The sequence below is a fragment of the Acinetobacter sp. Gutcm_16 genome, from assembly GCF_028649355.1.
Lineage (GTDB): Bacteria > Pseudomonadota > Gammaproteobacteria > Pseudomonadales > Moraxellaceae > Acinetobacter > Acinetobacter johnsonii.
In genome coordinates this window covers 288,067-306,198 of sequence record NZ_JAQSUV010000036.1, presented here as the reverse complement: position 1 = coordinate 306,198, position 18,132 = coordinate 288,067, and the positions used below count along the sequence as shown (strand labels likewise).

The following is an 18,132-nucleotide window of genomic DNA, read 5'->3' as shown; positions in this document are numbered from 1 at the left end:
TCGCATTTATATGCAGCTTGATTGCGGTTCAAGAGAATGCTTTTTTGGAGGCTAAACAGTTTTAATCTCTAGAAAGAAGGGTGTGTTTTTGTCGAATTTGAGATGAATAATCCTAGCCGTCGACTGTGATATAATCAGCGGCTATTTTTCGCTTTATATTGATTGAGAGTAATTCACGTGGAAATTAATCCGTATCTAAACCAATTAAAAGACTTAAACGACCGTGGTCTCACATTACGGGGGTATCTTTGACTACGATCTGAAAAAAGAGCGTTTAGAAGAGGTTCTCCGTGAATTAGAAGACCCAGCGATTTGGAATGATCAAAACCGTGCACAAGCCATGGCCAAAGAAAAAGGCGAACTTGAAAACGTCTTAAATGTGTTAGATGGTTTGGCAACGCAGCTTGAAGATGCGCAAGCGATGCTTGATTTGGCAGTCGAAGCCGATGATGAAAGTCTGTTGGCTGATGTCCAAGCTGAATTGACCTCTGCAGAAGAAGAGTTAGCGAAGCTTGAATTCCGCCGTATGTTCAGTAATCCAATGGACCCAAATCCATGTTATGTGGAAATTCAAGCTGGTTCAGGTGGTACAGAAGCGCAGGATTGGGCGTCAATGCTACTGCGTATGTATATGCGTTGGATTGAACGTCACGGATTTAAAGCTGAATTGATGGAAGAATCAGACGGCGACGTGGCTGGGATTAAGTCAGCAACGATTCGTGTTGAAGGTGAATATGCCTATGGTTGGTTGCGTACCGAATCGGGCGTGCATCGCTTAGTACGTAAATCGCCATTTGACTCGGGTAACCGCCGTCATACGTCGTTCTCTGCTGTGTTTGTCTCGCCAGAAGTCGATGACAACATTGAAATTGATATCAACCCATCTGACGTGCGTACCGATACCTATCGTGCTTCGGGTGCAGGTGGTCAGCACATTAACAAAACAGACTCTGCGGTACGTTTAACCCACGCGCCAACAGGCATTGTGGTGGCGTGTCAGAACCAACGTTCACAACATGCCAACCGTGACCATGCGTGGAAACAGTTACGTGCGAAGTTGTATGAGTTGGAAATGAGCAAACGTAACGAAGCGGCTCAAGCACTTGAAGATTCGAAGTCGGATATTGGTTGGGGCAGTCAGATTCGTTCTTATGTATTGGATGACTCGCGTATTAAAGACTTACGTACAGGTGTTGAAAACTCCAACACAGGTGCAGTACTAGATGGTGACCTTGATAAGTTTATTGAAGCAAGCTTAAAACAAGGTTTGTAATTTAAATGATGAATGAAAGCAAAGTGTTATCAGTTATTTCACAATATATCTAAAAAAATCGATATTAAAATCGAAAAAATGCGATATATTAGGTAAAACAAGCTGACAACGCTTTGCTGCCCATTAAACGTGTCTTGAGTATGGATATAGATTTAATTTTTAAAGCCTTGGCTAATCCAACGCGTCGCCAAATTTTGGAATGGTTAAAAAAACCGGAACAATTTTTATCGAGTGACGAATGTGGTGACTTTAGACGCGGCGTATGTGCAGGTCATATCGAACGGTTGGGAAATGTATCGCAATCGACGATGTCGAATCATTTGTCTGTGCTACAGCAGGCTGGTTTAATTCAAGTGGAAAAATATGGACAATGGTCTTATTTTTCGCGCAATGAAGCGTTGATTCAGCAATATATCGAACATTTGCAACGTTCACTTTAATTGAAAAAAGTGACGATCGAGGCGACTATGGCTGAACTGAATACTCCTTTAACTTTAGGTGATCTACACTTAAAAAACCGTGTCATTATGGCTCCTTTAACACGAAGTCGTGCAACGGCAGACCGTGTGCCAACAGCCATGATGGCGGAGTATTATGCACAGCGTGCAAGTGCAGGTTTGATCATTTCTGAAGCGACCGTGATTTCTGAAGAAGCCAATGGCTATTTGAATACCCCGGGGCTATTTAATGAAGCTCAAGTTGAAGGCTGGAAACAAGTCACTCAAGCTGTACATGACCAAGCGGGCTTAATTGTGGCGCAGTTGTGGCATGTTGGTCGTGTATCGCATCCTGATTTATTGGATGGTGAAACCCCAGTTTCAGCAAGTCGTGTACAACAAAAAGGCTATGTCAGCTTATTGCGTCCGAAACGTGAATATGTGGTGCCTCGTGCATTAGAGGTTGCTGAAATTCAGAGCATTGTTGAACAGTATAAACAGGCTGCGATTCATGCCAAAGCTGCGGGCTTTGATGGGGTTGAATTGCACGCAGCCAATGGCTATTTGATTGACCAGTTCTTGCAAAGTTCAACTAACTTACGTGATGACCAATATGGTGGCAGCGTAGAAAATCGTGCACGTTTGTTGTTAGAAGTGGTCGATGCACTGATTGAAGTGTGGGGTGCAGGTCGTGTTGGTGTGCATTTGGCACCACGCGGTGATGAGCATGACATGGGCGATGATGATCCACGTGAAACCTTTGGTTATGCACTGGAGCAACTGGGTCAACGTCAGATTGCGTTCTTCTTTACCCGTGAATATTTGGCAGACGACAGTATCAGTACTTACCTGAAACAACGTTCGGGTGGTGTGCCATTGATTGCCAATATGCGTTTAAGCCGTGAAGATGCGATTGATCTATTGGAATCGGGTCAGGCTGATGCAGTGTCTTGGGGTAAGGATTATATTGCCAATCCAGACCTGTATGAGCGTCTACTACAAGATGCGCCACTGAATGAATTGAAACTGGAAAACATGATTGGAACAGATGTCGCGGCAGGCTATGTGGACTATCCGACTTTAGCTGAAATGGAAACTGCTGCGGTTTAAATTGCTTTTCCGTTAAATTCGCGACAAGATAACAGCGCAATTCATGGGATAATATGAGTTGCGCTGTTTTATTTTTGCATTGATTTTTGGAGCACGTATTTGGCTACTCCTTTTTGGTATAACGCAGCACTTGCGCTGATCAAACCGCTGTATAAGTCTAAAATAAAAAAACGTGCAGAGACTACAGAACAATTTCAACAAGAATGTCTCGAACGTTTCGGGCCGTTTCAACCGGTTAAAAATCGCCAAGCGATTTGGTTCCATGTGGTGTCGGTGGGTGAAACCAATGCAGCGCAGCCTCTCATCGAGCATTATTTAAAAGCGGGTCATCCAGTCTTGGTGACCAATACCACCAAAACGGGTCAGGCGCGGGCCAAATCACTATTTTTAAAAGCACCTTATCTAGATCTGTTCCAAGCTGTATATTTACCTGCGGATCAAAAACCTTTAGTTCGCCAGTTTTTCGCATTGTATCAGCCCAAACTTTTGGCTTTGGTTGAAACTGAACTCTGGCCGAATTTAATTGCCCAAGCGGGGCAGAGTCAGGTGCCATGTATCTTGATTAATGCACGTCTTTCTGAAAAATCAGCCAAAGGCTATGCCAAAGTGTCTAGCCTGACGCAGCCGATGTTACACGGAATAGATCAGCTCTTGGCACAAGATCAGGCAGCTGCAGAGCGCTTTATTCAGCTCGGTGCAGCGCCATCGGTAACACAGGTGGTGGGGAGTATTAAGTTTGATATTCATGCGCCAGAATCTTTTGTCAAACAAGCAGTTCAGCTCAAGAAAGAATGGTCGCTCGTTGGGCGTAAGATCATTACTATTGCCAGTACTCATGCACCTGAAGAACAAAAACTGTTAAGTGCGCTTAAGCCATATTTGGATACACAGCCTGAAATGTTGTGTATTGCTGTGCCGCGTCACCCAGAGCGTTTTGATGAGGTCTTTAACATCACGCAAAGTTTAAATTTAAACACCACTCGCAGAAGTACGGGACAAAGAATAGAGGCGGAAACCCAAGTCTATTTAGCCGATTCGATGGGGGAGATGTGGTTATGGTATGCCTTATCGAACGCTTGTTTTGTCGGGGGATCACTAAATGAACCGGGTGGCGGACATAATATTTTAGAGCCAATTGCGTTACATGTGCCGACGGTTTTGGGCAAAAACTATTTTAATTTCCAAACTATTGTCGATGAATTTGTACAAGCCAATGCAGTGAAAGTTGTTGAGGATGCTGAACAAGCTGCCGTGGTGTTGATGACACTGTTAGAGGATGCCGAGCAGGCCAATACACTGAATCAATCTGCACAAAAGATTATGCAGTTAAATACGGGCTCTTTGAAAAAGCATATTCAAGTGATTGATGCTTATTTATAGACTATTCACAATAAATAGGAACGGTGAGGTGGCAGGGATGCCACCGTTAGGCTGTGGTATAGGGATGTACTATCAGCCTAACAAAGAGTTTTGCCTACTTTTGCTCTTTCAAAAGTAGGGTCATGCCTACACAGGGGCTTTAAATTTATATTGTTATTTGTGGCTATGAGTGATTAAGCTGCTGAATATCACGAGTTCGCACAGTTTAAAGTAGTTTTTTCAAATTATGAATATCGTTCTCTTAGACCCGCGACAAACTGAATCTGAACTCTGGTCCATTAGTGCCAAGCGCCAGCTTGAACATTTGCATCGTCATTTAGAGCTGAAAGCCGGTGATACGTTAAAAGTCGGGATACAAAACGGAAAGCGTCATCTTACGCAAGTGGTTGAGGTTTCCGAAACAGCTGTACGCATAAAACCCTTATATGAAGAACCTGTACCAGCCAAACTACCCGTGACTTTAATTGTCGCGATGCCACGCCCTAAAGTTCTGCGTCGTTTGATTATGGATGCGGTGACTTTAGGGGTTGAAAAAATCATTTTGCTGCACAGCTATCGGGTCGATAAAAGTTATTGGCAAACCCCGTTCTTACAACAGTTGGACCAATATGTGACTTTGGGGCTAGAGCAGGCAGGTGATACGGTTGCACCCAAAATTGAAATTTATAAACGCTTTAAGCCTTTTGTTGAAGATCAATTGCCAAGTCTGATTTCAGCCGATTGTCCTGCTTATGTGGCACATCCTTATAGCGATGCCAAAATGCCTTTTGCGATTCAGCATCCCTGTACGGTTGTGATCGGACCGGAAGGTGGATTTATCCCTTACGAAGTTGACCTACTTGTAAAAAACGGCTGCCAAGTGATGAGCTTAGGCAACCGTATTATTCGGACTGAAACCGTGATCCCTTATGTTTTAGGACGCTTATTTAGCGGTTGAGGCTTCTGTTGGGTAGCTGTCATTTTTTGCGACGCGAACTTCTTGGACTGGGTATGGAATAGAAATTCCTTGCTCAGCAAAGGCCTGAACCACATATTCTTGTACCGAACTGATCGAGCCAGATACCGTAGTTTCTGTGGTGTTGACCCACCATTGGACTTTGAGATTCACCGAAAAATCTGCAAGTGCAGCGACGTTCACGCTAAAACCTGGTTGACTTAAAATAGTCGTGTCTCGGTCTAAAATGCCTAAAATAATATCTTTGGCTTTTTTGATGTCATCTTCATAACCAATACCGACCAAGAATTCGCAGCGACGACGTGGATAGGCAGTGTTGACAGTGACTGCACTGGTATACACAGTCGCATTCGGAATCACGATACGGCGACCATCTGGCGCACGTAAGTAAGTGGCACGAATTTGAATATCTTCAACGTTGCCTTCCATACCCGAGACGATGATGTCATCGCCAATCTTAAACGGTTCACCCAGTAAAATCAGGATCCCTGAAAGAAGGTTTTGGAAGATATCTTTAAATGCAAAACCAATGGCAACAGAACCAATCCCCAAAGCACTCATCAACTGACCGGGTGTGAAACCTGGAATTGCAATCACCATGGCAATCAGGAAGCCAATAAAGACGATGGCTGAACTGCCGACACGATTCAGGACTAGAACAAGGTTTTGCTTGGTATAAGAACGATCAGACAGTGCTTTACGAACAAAAAGCTTAAACAGTTTGGAGAGCAAATAAAAAATGACGAAGGTAATCAGTGCAATACAAAAATAAGGCATACGCTCCCAAAAACCATCGATAAATTTGTCGATGGTGGAATAGGCATCATTATATTTTGCAGTATGTGCAATCACACTTTGCGTGGTTTTTGCTGTCGCGTCATGTAGCATCTCTGACGTACCTTGAGCAACCTCGCTCAAGCTATGATTTTGTTCTGACACTGGTGCTCCAATCGCTGAAAATTTGGCATATTTTGCCTGAAAAATGTGTGCGTTTAATAGAGAAATACGTATGAAATTATCGCATTCTGGGTGATTGATAGACGGATAAAAACCCATATTTATGTTTTTTAAACGCTTTAGTTTTGAATTGAAGGCACTAAGTCATGCTCCTTGTGCATGAAATAGTACCGACTGAAGTGTAACAATATGCTTAAAAAAGCCTAGCTGGAGCGACTTTACTGAGTTCAGCTTTGTTCATGTTACGGATTAAACACAGGATCTCCTTGAATGATCACTATAAAATGTGTTTTAAATTGTAGAAATAATATACGACCAAAGCCGTGTTGATCTGTTTAAAAAACAATCGTCATACTGTGGTTATGCAGTCCAATAATAAACTAATAACTGTGGCATGAACTCTCGCGATGAGAGTCAGAATATAAGGAAGTATGATATGAAAGAAGTCTATCCTGTACCTGCTGAATTTGAAAAAACTGCGCGCACCAATGAACAAGAATATTTTGAACGTTATCAAAAATCGATAGAACAACCTGATGAATATTGGGCTGAACAAGCTTTGAAGCTAGATTGGATCAAGCCTTTTAGCCAAGTTAAAAACACCAGTTATGACAAAGATAATTTTAAAATTGAATGGTTTGCCGATGGGCAGTTAAACCTAAGTGCTAACTGCCTTGATCGCCACTTAAAAGAGCATCCGTATAAACCTGCCATTATTTGGGAAGGTGACCATCCGTCACGCCATAAAATCATTTCCTTTGCTGAACTGTATGACGAAGTGTGTCGTTTTGCCAATGTCCTAAAAAAGCATGGTGTGGTGAAAGGCGATCGTGTGGTGCTGTATATGCCCATGATTTCAGAAGCAGCCATTTCGATGTTGGCCTGTGCCCGAATCGGTGCCGTGCATTGTGTGGTGTTTGGTGGTTTCTCGCCTGATTCATTGGCAAGCCGAATTGATGACAGTCAAGCCAAAATTGTGATTACCGCAGACTCTGGAATGCGCGGGGGGAAACCGATTCCGCTGAAAGAAAATGTAGATGCAGCATTGAATCTACCCGGGACAGACTCAGTACAGAACGTGATTGTGGTGCACCGTACAGGCAATCCAATCACGCTTAAAGAAGAGCGTGATTTGTGGTATCACATGGAGATCATGACCGTCAACGAGATTTGTCCACCTGAACCGATGAATGCCGAAGATCCCCTATTTATTTTATATACCTCAGGTTCAACGGGTAAGCCCAAAGGGGTGCTGCATACCACAGGCGGTTATTTAACTTATGTGAATAGTACCTTCCGTGAAGTGTTCGACTTAAAACAAGATGATGTTTTTTGGTGTACCGCCGATGTGGGCTGGATTACAGGGCACTCTTATGTGCTGTATGGCCCCTTGTCGAATGGAACCACAACGGTGATGTTTGAAGGAATCCCACAGTATCCAAGTTGGGCACGTACAGGGCATATTGTCGACAAACACAATGTGACGATTTTATACACGGCACCGACAGCGATCCGCGCCATGATGCGTGAAGGGGATGCCTTTGTCCGTGAGAGTGATCGTAGCAGTTTGCGTTTAATTGGTTCCGTCGGAGAGCCGATCAACCCTGAAGCATGGAATTGGTACTACACAGTGGTGGGGGAAAGCCGTTGCCCAGTGGTGGATACTTGGTGGCAAACTGAAACAGGCGGAATTTTAATTTCTCCACTTCCGGGTGCGACACCACTTAAACCAGGCTCTGCAACGCGTCCTTTATTTGGGATTCAACCCGCTTTGGTTGATGCTGAAGGCAAAGAGTTAGAAGGTGAGGCCGAAGGCAATCTGGTGATTAAGGATTCATGGCCGGGACAAATGCGAACCATTTGGGGGGATCCTGAGCGGTTTATCGAAGCGTATTTTGCAACTTATCCGGGAACGTATTTCACGGGCGATGGTGCACGCCGTGATAAAGATGGTTACTACTGGATCACAGGTCGAGTCGATGATGTACTAAATGTGTCAGGGCACCGCTTAGGCACGGCCGAAGTGGAAAGTGCTTTGGTGGCACATGAGGCGGTGGCTGAGGCTGCCGTAGTAGGAATGCCACATGACATCAAAGGGCAAGGAATTTGTTCCTTTGTCACTTTACAAGCGGGCACTGCACAAACGGAAGAACTCCGTGCAGAGCTGATTCAGTGGGTACGAAAGGTACTCGGTCCTGTGGCGACACCAGATGCCTTACATTGGGCACCATCTTTACCGAAAACACGTTCAGGTAAAATTATGCGCCGTATTTTAAGAAAAATTGCGGCGAACGAGTTAGATAGTTTGGGCGATACATCGACGCTGGCTGAACCACAAGTGGTCGAAGTGTTGATTAAAGAAGTTTATCCAAACGGATAAATGTTGGCTGAAGCCAAAAAGCCCATGTCTTAAATTTCAGACATGGGTTTTGTCTTTGTGGACGAACAGCTATTCAAGTATTTAGTTTTTATGTTTGGAGAATTTATAGCCTTGATCGCAAAAAGCAGTTACGACCACAAATAAACCTGCTAGCGCTAAAATTAGAATCACGCCTGTCGTGGAATGGGTTGGTGAAGCGGCTACCAATGACAAGGCACCTAAAGGTGCTAAGCCCCCTGCAATTGCTGTTCCAATTTCGCGGCCTGTACTTACTCCAGTAGAACGGTTCTCCACGGCAAACTGACGACTGAGGAAAGATCCCTGTGGTGCGAACATCATTGGAGCAAGAATACCTGTCCCAATCGCTAAAGCGATGTAGATTGAAGTGTTGTTTCCTGTTTCCAGTAATTTCATAAATGGATAGGCAAACAGGATTGAGAGAAAACCACCTAAGATCAGAACATTTCTACTGTTCCATTTGTCACACAACCAACCGAAGAATGGTACAGTGAAGATGGCGACCAAACTTGCAATGGTCACGGATAATGAAGTGACATGTGCCGTAACACCTTGGAATTGAGTTAAATAAGCCAAAGAGAAGGTTTTAAAAATATAGCTCAAGGCGTTATAGCCAATTGCAATCAGAAAGACCACGCTTAGACCTTTCATATTGGTTTTTAAGATCTGTTTAAATGGATTTTCAGTCGATTTTTCGACGTGTGCTTCAGCATAATCAGGCGTTTCAGGCAAACTCTTACGTACCCATAAACCAATAATCACCAGCACAAAACTGAGAATAAATGGAATACGCCAACCACCATTAATTAAGAACTCATCACCATTTAAGGTTAATAAAAAGACCGTAAGTGAAGAGAGTAGGAGTCCTAGGTTTAGACCTAGGGCAGGCCATGCACCTTGACTACCGCGTTTATCTTCAGAGGCATGTTCATACGAGGTAATCGCAGCCCCTGCAAATTCAGCCCCTGCACCGAGACCCTGAATAATACGGAAGGTCACCAACAACACTGCTGCCCAGATACCGATGGATTCATAGGTAGGAATTAGACCAATGGCCGTGGTACATAATCCCATCAACAAGAAGGTGACAAACAGCATCTTCTTACGACCATATTTATCGCCAAAATAGCCAAAGAACAGCCCCCCTAGAGGGCGTGCGATAAAGCCAATCGCGAAAGTAGCAAAGGCTTTCAGACTGGCACTACCTGGGTCTGAAGTGTCAAAAAACACTTTAGCAAAGACAATCGAGGCCATGGTGGCATACAGATAGAAGTCATACCACTCTAACATGGAGCCGACAATGGTTGCGGTTGCTACTTTTTTGAGTCGCTTCTTTTTTTCTAATTCTGTTTCATGAGTATTGCTCATTTGATATTCCTTTATGAGAGTCAGTTTTTTATTAGTGGTGAGACATGACTTCGCGCACAATATATTCGGCAATCGCTAAAGAGGAGGTCGCACCCGGAGACGGGGCATTACGAATATGGGTGATATTGCCTTGTTTGCGAATGACAAAGTCATCGACCAATGAGCCATCAGCTTCCATAGCTTGAGCTCGAATGCCACGTGTTGCAGGTTCAACAGAGACGTCAGCAAGAGATGGCACATATTTGGCTGCTTCTGCGACAAAATTGGTTTGGCTGAGCACCGTTCTCAGCTCTCGTACCGCTGCTGGCATGTTTTTAGATGAGAATTTCCAGAAACCTTTGTAAGTGAGGAAGTCGTAAATATCGGTGAGGTTAAATTTATTACCTGTATAGTTTTCACGGCCAAACGAAATAAACGCATTTGGTCCAATGGTCATCTGACCATCAATTCGTTTGGTGAAATGCACCCCTAAAAATGGATATTTAGGATCGGGTACAGGATAAATCAGACCTTTGACATGATTTTTGAATTGTTCATCAATCACATAGTATTGACCAAAGAATGGGACAATTTTTGGCGTGGCAATATCGCCTGAATTGCTCGCAAGTCGGTCAGACTGTAAACCTGCACAGGTTACGACGTAGTCAAACTGGGTTGGATAGACCTCATGATCATCAAAATGTATGCTGACTTTATTATTTTTTTCCGTCAAATTAATGACTTTTCGACCCAATACCAAGGTGCCATTTTTCTGTTTAATTTCTTCTGCAATTTTTTTGGCAATTGCACCGTAGCTGACAATTGCGGTACGTGGGGAATAGAGGGCTTTGGTCCCAATACAATTCGGCTCGACGTCTTGAATTTCGCCAGCTTGCAGAATACGGACATCAGGAACTTGGTTGGCCATTGATTTTTTGTAGATTGCGTCGAGACGGCCTTCTTCATCTTTAGAGAGTGCAACCACGACTTTGCCACATTCATCATAGGGAATTTGGTTTTCAGTACAGTATTGTTGAACCAGTGTCGCACCACGACGGCATAAGCGGGCTTTTAAGCCACCTGGTTCATAATATAGTCCAGCATGTACTACACCTGAATTATGGCTAGATTGATGCATGGCAACATCAGTTTCTTTTTCAAATACCGTGACACGGGCATCTGGATAGTCCAACAGAAGTTGGCGGGCAACAGCCAATCCATTGATTCCCCCCCCGATGATGGCATAATGTTTATTCAGCATATTGATTCCCTTTGTAAAACCTCATGAAACTGATCCAAAAACCAAAAACATTAACTGAAGAAGCTTTTGAAATTTTGCAGGATGCAATTATCAATAATCACTTACAGTTCAATGTCTTGTACTCAGCAACAGAATTGGGTCAGATGCTTGGCGGCATTTCACGCACACCTGTACGTGAAGCAGCACAAATGCTTGAAAAGATTGGTATTGTGAAAATTGAGAAAAATAAAGGGATACGTATTATTCCGACAACATTCACCACAATGATTGAATCCTTTCAAATCCGATTGATGCTGGAGGTTCCTCTGGTCTACCGTGCAACTAAGGTCAGAACAGAGCAAGATATTGAACATTTGAATGCTATTTTTGAGGAGTTCAAACTGAAGGCGGCCTCAAATGACATTACAGGGACTCTAAAAGCTGACCGGGATTACCATTTAGCGTTGTTACAAATTGTGGGCAATCAGAAAGCGATTGATATTATTAGCAATACCCGTAACCAAGTGTTAATCGCGGGTTCTGCAACCATTCCGCATTCGCGAAATTGTATACAGACCTTTGATGACCATTTAAAGTTACATCATGCATTTGTGAGTGGAGATGCTCAACAAGCCGCTAACTTGATGAAAGCTCACATAATCAATACCGCTACGCTACTGATAAACCAAGAATCGGAAAAACGTGAAAACTGGTCAGATTACAGTACCAATGACTATCTCAACTGGATCTAAAATTGATAGTAGCATGTTGCATGCAACATGTAAATTTTGAACAATCTCTCCTGTGCGGAAATTTTATACGACTTTAGTCGTAGTTTTTGGCAGCGATTATTGATGTGAAATATGAAGCTCAACCCTTAGAGATTTGAACTGAGAAGAGTCGAAAAGGGGGATGAGTATCGGTAAGTTGATTGATGCTTAATATTGAAATTATACGTATATCATTTTGATAAATAACATTTTTAAAATACAGAAAACGCCTGAGTTAGGCGCTTTTGTACAGCTGTAATGTCAAAAAACGCAGTTTAACGCTGATGGATGCTTTCTAAGGTATCCACCATCGTCCGTGTCATCTGATCAATTTCATAATTGACTGCATCGCCGATTTGTACCGATGCCCACGTGGTTAGACGCAAGGTTTCAGGAATCAAATCAACTGAAATTTCATGGTTGTTACGATCAACATGGTTGACGGTGAGGCTACAACCATTCAGACCAATAAAACCTTTTAAGAAAAAGTATTTAATATTGCCTTCTGGAATGTGAAGATCCAAATGCAGAGTCTCGCCGTGACGGCTCAGCTGCTTTACTGTAGCCGTTCCTTCGATATGTCCATACAAGTTATGCCCCCCATTTTCCATTCCGACTTTGGCTGAACGTTCAATATTCACCTCATCACCTGCCTGTAAAGTGCCTAAAGTGGTCAGGCGTCGAGTCAAATCTGAGACATCAAAATGGACTTGATTGGCGGTCAGATCGATGTGCGTTGCAGTTAAGCAGGTGCCATTGATAGCTACACTTGCACCGATGAAGACATCGTGAAAAAAGTTGTGTGTATTTGAAACGACAAGGGTGCTAAAACCGTCGCCTTGACGGACATCTAGAATTTTCTCTAAGCCTTGTACAATACCTGTGTACATCAGAAGTCTTCCTAATTCGGGGGTTATGTTTAATGTAAATGATCTACAACTTGATGTGGTATTATTTTGAGTTGAGATGCGCTAAAGCTGTATCTTTAATGGGATTTCGACGCCAATAATAGGGCCGCAAAAATCGGAGCAACAGCCGTAAGGGCGTCATCCATACGATTCGAGTATGGCGACGTTTATTCTCTAAAATACGTTGGGCCAAATAGCGGCAGACCACCTCAGGAGGATCGATAATAAACAAAAAAAGCCGTTTCATTTTGTTCCAGTGCTGAACATTGCCATTTTGCCAAGAGGATACCAGTAGGTCAGTTGCTACCATTCCGGGACTGAGTGTACCGACTTGAATGTGGGTCTGTTTGGTTTCTTTAAACAGGGCTTGACTAAAGTACCCTATGGCACGTTTGGTGGTGGCATAGGCGGTCATGCCTGCACTCCATTCGCCTCGAGTACCCCAACCTTCCATATTGAAAATTTGACCATAGCCTTGTGCCAGCATGCCGTTTAAGGCCACTTGTGAGCCGAACATACTGCCTAGAATATTGGTTTGCACCACTGTCTGTATTTCTGCTGCTGCGAGATCTTTAAAGTCTAGTGTCGCAGTACAACTGCCTGCATTATTAATCCAAATCTGAACAGCACCAAATTGTTGAATGGCTTCATCCCAAAGCATTTGTACTTCATGGATCTGCGTGACATCACAAGTGACAGCATGAATCAGCGCAGCGGGAAAACGATGCCGTAGCTGTTGCAGGGTGCGCTGTAAATCTGTGCTATTTCGCCCAGAAATCACAACGGCTTGTTGCTGTTCCAAGAAGGCTTGAGCTAAACCCAAGCCGATACCTTTAGAACTGCCTGTAATGACGATGCAACCTGATTTTGAATTCATATGAATCCTTTACTTTGTGAACTAAAGGAAGTCGCTTGTTGACTGTGAAGCATACAATAACAAATGGATAGACTGATCATTGCAAGGTTCATGACCACAGGATTAAAAGCACGAATGAGACTGTCTGGTATTAGAAAAGCGACCAGTGCGAATAAAAACACTAAGCTAAAGATACTGAGGTAATGCAGATATTTACTGGAATTAAAGAGGAACAATAAAGCAAAAACACACTCAAGCACACCTGAGCCCTGACCTGCCAGTTGGGCCTGTGTGTAGGAAAGCCCAAAAGTTTGCCAAATGGCAATCTCATCGGGATTGATAAAAAGGATTTTAGGAACTAAACCTTGATAGCCCCATAAAAAGGCCAAAGAAAGATTAATGAATTTAGAGGGTTGGCTGTTGTTCATATAAAATGGTTATTTTTTACTTTGTGCGGATTATACACCAATAAAAAAACCCTCAAGCCGAGCCCTGAGGGAAGAATAGAGTCACCTATCATTATTATTTTTTAGTTCGTGTCTGTTGCTTACCGAGCTAAGCAGATTTGGCAGTCTCAACGGATTGCTGTTGAGCTTCCAACTCACGAACCAATGGCAACACTTTGGCACCGAAGTATTCAACCTCTTCGATAAAATGTAAAAAACCTGAAAGGATTAAATCTACACCGACGGCTTTTAATTCCACAATACGTTCCGCAATTTGGCGTGGTGTACCAATCAAATTGGTTTTAAAGCCATCATTGTATTGAACCAAATCTTCAAAGCTCGATTTGGCCCAGTTGCCTTCACCTTCCAGTGTTGCTGCACCCGCTTCACGGGTGGCCTCGCCAAAGGCGTGTACTGCTTGAATATTGGCTTTATCAATAATTTCTTGCAGAACCGTTTTCGCTTCTTCCTCGGTATCTCGGGCAATGATAAAAGCATTTACCCCAATTTTGACCTGATGGCCATTCTGTTGGGCTTTTACACGAATATCATCAATCTGTTTTTTGAGTTCATCAGGGGTATTGCCATTGGTAAAATACCAGTCTGAAACTCGTGCAGCCATATCCCGTGCAGCACGAGAGCTGCCGCCTTGGAAAATTTCAATATGCGGCTTTTGCATAGGTTTGGGGGACAAGGTGTAGTCTTTGAACTGGTAGTATTTTCCATCAAAACTATAGTTGTCTTGGGTCCAAACACCTTTTAATGCACGAATAAATTCTTCTGAGCGAGCATAGCGTTGGTCATGTTCAGGCCATACTTCACCAATAGCATCAAATTCGCCACGGAACCAACCACTAACCACATTAATCGCAATACGCCCTTGGGTTAAGTGGTCGATGGTTGCAAGCTGTTTTGCGGCAAGTACGGGTTTCCACGGGCCAGGTAAAATAGCGGCAATGACTTTGAGTTTGCTGGTTTTGGCTAAAATACCGTGACTAAAACTGACCGACTCATGTTGGTTTTCTGCGTTATAACCCGCAGTAAAACGAATCTGAGTCAGGGCATAGTCAAAGCCATTTTTTTCCGCAGCCTGCGCTAAACGGACGTTATAGTCATAACTCCAGTCTGTGCGCTGCTCAATATTACTCACCACTAAGCCACCGCTGACATTGGGAACCCAATAAGCAAACGTAATATTTTTATTCTGTTGTGACATGTGAAAACCCTCTCAATGCTTTTTGCGTTAAGCGACCTGTGGTTTGGCTTTTTTCTGATGCAAGCGAGACTCGGCTGCATCTAAATTCGGAACTGCGGCTGAAGGCAGTACATCGTCTTGTTCGATTTGTGTGTTGATACCCAAGTTCTGATTGGCAAGTTGGGTTTTTTCTTTCACCACTTCTGCACGCTGACCTTTGGCAGGTGCCCATTCTAGAATGGGTAAAGCACGGGCCACAGCAAGGGTGATGCGATCTCGTAATAATTCACTGTGGATGGTATACGCTGGGGTAAAGTCTTTGTCTGTGGCATAGACTCCAATAGGTAAAGTTTGCGCTTGGAAGAAACTAAATAGTGGGCGAAGTTGATGCTCCAGTACCAACGCATGACGCTCACTGCCGCCTGAAGCTGCAAGCAGTACTGGTACATCGACCAGCGCCGTTTGCTCAACAAAGTCGAAAAAGTGTTTGAATAAACCAGTAAATGAAGCACGGTAAACTGGTGTTCCAACAATCAACGCATCGGCAGCTTCGACCGCGGCTAAGTCATCTTGCACACGTTGTGGCAGTTGGTTGCGGTAAATCGCACCACCGAGTAAATGGCCAATTTCGCTGAATTTAATGAAATGTACATGGATTGGGGTTGCATCGCCCAGTTCATTTAATATTTCTTGTACCAATGCCTCAGTTTTAGACGGAGTATTTAAACCGCCTGACACAGCGACAATATTGAGTGGTTTTTGCAGTAAAGTAGACATAAGGACAGCCCTAAAGTGTTGTATCTCGGAATGGGCTTATTTATCTAATATCTGCATTTGGTCTGTAAAATAAAGAAATAGCGTTAAGTTATCTGATTTTCAGATATATCTGTTGATGCCGAAAAAGACTATCTAAATTTTTATTAAATGGTTGTATTTTTTATATATATTTAAATTAAATAACCTTTTTCAATGTGCTGATAAATTTTATATCAAAATGTGATTAGTTATTTATATTTCAATATCGACTTGGAATTGAGGCTATTTTCCTGCTGAAAGCGTGATAAAGTGAAAAAAAGTTAGACTTTGCATATCCTTATCGGCACTTGTATGGTTAGAATAGTCAAGACTAGTGCACTCGAAATCTCTCGTTGCTTATGAATATATTAATCGTTGATGACCATCCGCTGTTTCGCCATGCGTTAATCCAAGCTGTTCGTTATAGCTTACCGCAAGCTCAAATTCATGAAACAGCCGCAGTAAACGAGTTTTATGAACGCCTTGAAAAAGGTCCTGAACCTGATTTGGTGCTATTGGACTTAAACTTACCAGGTGCTTCGGGTTTTTCTGCATTGGTACACGTTCGTGCCCAGTATCCATCATTACCGATTATCGTGGTTTCAGCGCATGAAGAGACGTCGATCATTCAGCGTTCAATTGCGCATGGTGCGATGGGGTATATTCCAAAGTCGGCACATCCAAGTCATATTGGCGAAGCAATTCGCGAAGTCTTAGATGGTGAAATTTGGTTGCCGCCAAATTTACCTGCTAACATGAACTTTGACCCACGTGCTGCCGATGAAACTGCACTGGCTGAGCGAATTCAATCCTTAACACCACAGCAGTTCCGTGTTTTGATGATGGTGGCAGAAGGTTTGCTGAATAAGCAGATTGCCTATGAACTCGATGTTTCAGAAGCGACGATTAAAGCGCACGTGACTGCGATTTTCCGTAAGCTCGGGGTACAAAACCGAACTCAAGCGGTCCTCGCGATCAATGCTTTAAATATTGAAGAAAAACGAATGTAAGCTGATCTATTGAATTAAAAAGCGCTGAATCATCAGCGCTTTTTTTCGGTTTTGAGTTTAAGCCAGGCAGTTTTGTTTGCTGGTGACATCGGTACAAAATAAAGGATTTAAAGCACATTGTAAGTCATCAATTTGCTCTTCAGAGACATAGCCCTGTTGTTTCAAATAAGCGGCAACACGGTCATCACGCAGACTTAAAAAGGCCGCATCATACACGCCAAGATCGACAAATAAAGCCGCCGTTTCCAAGCTGTTGAAACGGTCTAAGTAGATTTCGTTGTCATACATGAGGAAAATATGGTCTTGTGTTCCTTGCGCATCAATACTTAAGCGATCCGCCAAGACTTGCGGTGGTGTTTTAATAAAGAGCAGATCCGACAATTGGTCAAACTGGGTGGTGTCGAGTTGATCCTGATCGGTTTTGACTTTACCGAGCCATGCTTTAAACACCAAAACTGCACCGCCGCGAAGGAGCATGCTCCAAATTTGATGGCGCACATCTGCACTGAGTCCGCTGGATTCGGCTTCCAATGCCAGCAAGAACGGGTCTTCTTGTTGCTGAAGTTTTTCAAATAGACCTAAACCTTGCGGTTGGTAAGCCGCGGGGCGAAACACATCAAAGTCGAGTTGTTCAAACACTTGTAATGCGAGGGGAATAGCGGTGTGATACAGCGTATCTAAGGCCTGAACATGAGTCTCATTGAGTCTACTTTGTTTAAAGAGTTCGACCCAGTCAATACTGGGTAAAAAGGCATTGGCACTATACTGGCGCAAAAATTGTTGTGATTGATCTGAGCCATGTGGCATTGCTTTAGAAATGTTCATCATAAAACTCCAAGAGAAGGATGATCAGTTTCTTCAGCGAAGGAAGAGGTATATAGGTAGAAAAACTGATCTTTTCTTAGTCCTAGTTATCTGCCAATCCCCTGTGGAGATGAATACGACTAAAGTCGTAGTTTGTGTTTTTATACATATTTAGTTTAAATAAAACAAATACTTGAAAAATTGTAACTAAGTATACAAGTGTTCACTAATGTAAGTGGTGTATTTTGCCA

General features: G+C 43.2%; 17 protein-coding genes. 8 read left to right on the top strand and 9 right to left on the bottom strand.

What is annotated here, in order from left to right; all coding sequences use genetic code 11:
• The first annotated feature begins 177 nt into the window (after positions 1-177).
• From prfB to PTT44_RS15000, 5 genes are all read left to right on the top strand, one after another.
• Positions 178-1,273 (top strand): peptide chain release factor 2 gene (gene prfB / locus PTT44_RS15020; RefSeq protein ID WP_155115836.1). Its coding sequence is split into 2 segments (ribosomal slippage): positions 178-249 and positions 251-1,273, totalling 1,095 coding nucleotides; the frame shifts between segments, so codons are not numbered across the junction.
• A 140-nt stretch (positions 1,274-1,413) separates the two neighbouring features.
• Entirely contained in the window at positions 1,414-1,713 is a 300-nt protein-coding gene (locus PTT44_RS15015) for an ArsR/SmtB family transcription factor (RefSeq protein ID WP_004691709.1), read from the top strand.
• Between the two features lie 27 nt (positions 1,714-1,740).
• The gene (locus PTT44_RS15010; RefSeq protein WP_168158722.1) at positions 1,741-2,820 is read left to right on the top strand and encodes an alkene reductase; all 1,080 of its coding nucleotides are present in this window, start codon (positions 1,741-1,743) and stop codon (positions 2,818-2,820) included.
• Positions 2,821-2,919: 99 nt separating this feature from the next.
• Entirely contained in the window at positions 2,920-4,200 is a 1,281-nt protein-coding gene (locus PTT44_RS15005; RefSeq protein WP_168158721.1) for a 3-deoxy-D-manno-octulosonic acid transferase, read from the top strand.
• A gap of 226 nt (positions 4,201-4,426) precedes the next feature.
• Positions 4,427-5,137, top strand: a complete 711-nt coding sequence (locus tag PTT44_RS15000) for a 16S rRNA (uracil(1498)-N(3))-methyltransferase (RefSeq protein ID WP_168158720.1) — start codon at positions 4,427-4,429, stop codon at positions 5,135-5,137.
• Here the strand turns inward: PTT44_RS15000 and PTT44_RS14995 are convergent.
• Complete coding sequence (locus PTT44_RS14995) at positions 5,123-6,094, bottom strand: mechanosensitive ion channel family protein (RefSeq protein ID WP_168158719.1); 972 nt, start codon at positions 6,092-6,094, stop codon at positions 5,123-5,125. The genes PTT44_RS15000 and PTT44_RS14995 overlap by 15 nt on opposite strands.
• A 454-nt stretch (positions 6,095-6,548) precedes the next feature.
• Between PTT44_RS14995 and acs the strand changes: the two genes are divergently transcribed.
• Positions 6,549-8,492 carry an acetate--CoA ligase gene (acs, locus tag PTT44_RS14990; protein ID WP_168158718.1) on the top strand — a complete coding sequence of 648 codons (1,944 nt, stop codon included), beginning with the start codon at positions 6,549-6,551 and terminating at the stop codon, positions 8,490-8,492.
• An 81-nt stretch (positions 8,493-8,573) separates the two neighbouring features.
• On the opposite strand, the gene PTT44_RS14985 is transcribed toward acs, so the two are convergent.
• Positions 8,574-9,878: an MFS transporter gene (locus PTT44_RS14985; protein WP_168158717.1), complete on the bottom strand. Its 1,305-nt coding sequence runs from the start codon at positions 9,876-9,878 to the stop codon at positions 8,574-8,576.
• A gap of 31 nt (positions 9,879-9,909) precedes the next feature.
• On the bottom strand, positions 9,910-11,118 hold the full coding sequence (lhgO, locus tag PTT44_RS14980) for an L-2-hydroxyglutarate oxidase (protein ID WP_168158716.1): 1,209 nt from the start codon (positions 11,116-11,118) through the stop codon (positions 9,910-9,912).
• Positions 11,119-11,141: 23 nt separating this feature from the next.
• Between lhgO and PTT44_RS14975 the strand changes: the two genes are divergently transcribed.
• Complete coding sequence (locus tag PTT44_RS14975) at positions 11,142-11,849, top strand: GntR family transcriptional regulator (RefSeq protein WP_004978238.1); 708 nt, start codon at positions 11,142-11,144, stop codon at positions 11,847-11,849.
• A 293-nt stretch (positions 11,850-12,142) separates the two neighbouring features.
• Here PTT44_RS14975 and PTT44_RS14970 read toward each other — a convergent pair whose 3' ends face one another.
• The 5 genes from PTT44_RS14970 to msuE all read right to left on the bottom strand — a co-directional run bounded on the left by PTT44_RS14970 (position 12,143) and on the right by msuE (position 16,049).
• Positions 12,143-12,757, bottom strand: a complete 615-nt coding sequence (locus tag PTT44_RS14970) for a riboflavin synthase subunit alpha (RefSeq protein WP_168158715.1) — start codon at positions 12,755-12,757, stop codon at positions 12,143-12,145.
• 61 nt (positions 12,758-12,818) lie between these two features.
• Positions 12,819-13,652: an SDR family NAD(P)-dependent oxidoreductase gene (locus PTT44_RS14965; RefSeq protein WP_168158714.1), complete on the bottom strand. Its 834-nt coding sequence runs from the start codon at positions 13,650-13,652 to the stop codon at positions 12,819-12,821.
• Positions 13,649-14,059 carry a DoxX-like family protein gene (locus PTT44_RS14960; RefSeq protein ID WP_168158713.1) on the bottom strand — a complete coding sequence of 137 codons (411 nt, stop codon included), beginning with the start codon at positions 14,057-14,059 and terminating at the stop codon, positions 13,649-13,651. The genes PTT44_RS14965 and PTT44_RS14960 overlap by 4 nt, the downstream gene beginning before the upstream one ends.
• A 127-nt stretch (positions 14,060-14,186) precedes the next feature.
• Positions 14,187-15,293 carry a dimethylsulfone monooxygenase SfnG gene (sfnG, locus tag PTT44_RS14955; protein WP_168158712.1) on the bottom strand — a complete coding sequence of 369 codons (1,107 nt, stop codon included), beginning with the start codon at positions 15,291-15,293 and terminating at the stop codon, positions 14,187-14,189.
• Positions 15,294-15,320: 27 nt separating this feature from the next.
• Positions 15,321-16,049, bottom strand: coding sequence for an FMN reductase (msuE, locus tag PTT44_RS14950; RefSeq protein ID WP_078425075.1), 729 nt, complete (start codon positions 16,047-16,049; stop codon positions 15,321-15,323).
• 377 nt (positions 16,050-16,426) lie between these two features.
• Between msuE and PTT44_RS14945 the strand changes: the two genes are divergently transcribed.
• Positions 16,427-17,077 (top strand): response regulator, encoded by a 651-nt coding sequence (locus tag PTT44_RS14945; RefSeq protein WP_004691689.1) that lies wholly within the window; start codon positions 16,427-16,429, stop codon positions 17,075-17,077.
• Between the two features lie 57 nt (positions 17,078-17,134).
• Here PTT44_RS14945 and PTT44_RS14940 read toward each other — a convergent pair whose 3' ends face one another.
• On the bottom strand, positions 17,135-17,902 hold the full coding sequence (locus PTT44_RS14940; RefSeq protein WP_168158793.1) for a hypothetical protein: 768 nt from the start codon (positions 17,900-17,902) through the stop codon (positions 17,135-17,137).
• Between the last annotated feature and the right edge of the window lie 230 nt (positions 17,903-18,132).

What these genes read in the sequence shown, in the direction of transcription:
- lhgO (WP_168158716.1), bottom strand. Translation starts at nt 11,118, where the DNA reads ATGCTGAATAAACATTATGCCATCATCGGGGGGGGAATCAATGGATTG.
- PTT44_RS15000 (WP_168158720.1), top strand. Translation starts at nt 4,427, where the DNA reads ATGAATATCGTTCTCTTAGACCCGCGACAAACTGAATCTGAACTCTGG.
- PTT44_RS14985 (WP_168158717.1), bottom strand. Translation starts at nt 9,878, where the DNA reads ATGAGCAATACTCATGAAACAGAATTAGAAAAAAAGAAGCGACTCAAA.
- acs (WP_168158718.1), top strand. Translation starts at nt 6,549, where the DNA reads ATGAAAGAAGTCTATCCTGTACCTGCTGAATTTGAAAAAACTGCGCGC.
- PTT44_RS14970 (WP_168158715.1), bottom strand. Translation starts at nt 12,757, where the DNA reads ATGTACACAGGTATTGTACAAGGCTTAGAGAAAATTCTAGATGTCCGT.
- PTT44_RS15010 (WP_168158722.1), top strand. Translation starts at nt 1,741, where the DNA reads ATGGCTGAACTGAATACTCCTTTAACTTTAGGTGATCTACACTTAAAA.
- PTT44_RS14940 (WP_168158793.1), bottom strand. Translation starts at nt 17,902, where the DNA reads ATGAACATTTCTAAAGCAATGCCACATGGCTCAGATCAATCACAACAA.
- PTT44_RS14960 (WP_168158713.1), bottom strand. Translation starts at nt 14,059, where the DNA reads ATGAACAACAGCCAACCCTCTAAATTCATTAATCTTTCTTTGGCCTTT.
- sfnG (WP_168158712.1), bottom strand. Translation starts at nt 15,293, where the DNA reads ATGTCACAACAGAATAAAAATATTACGTTTGCTTATTGGGTTCCCAAT.
- msuE (WP_078425075.1), bottom strand. Translation starts at nt 16,049, where the DNA reads ATGTCTACTTTACTGCAAAAACCACTCAATATTGTCGCTGTGTCAGGC.
- PTT44_RS14975 (WP_004978238.1), top strand. Translation starts at nt 11,142, where the DNA reads ATGAAACTGATCCAAAAACCAAAAACATTAACTGAAGAAGCTTTTGAA.
- PTT44_RS14965 (WP_168158714.1), bottom strand. Translation starts at nt 13,652, where the DNA reads ATGAATTCAAAATCAGGTTGCATCGTCATTACAGGCAGTTCTAAAGGT.
- PTT44_RS15015 (WP_004691709.1), top strand. Translation starts at nt 1,414, where the DNA reads ATGGATATAGATTTAATTTTTAAAGCCTTGGCTAATCCAACGCGTCGC.
- PTT44_RS14945 (WP_004691689.1), top strand. Translation starts at nt 16,427, where the DNA reads ATGAATATATTAATCGTTGATGACCATCCGCTGTTTCGCCATGCGTTA.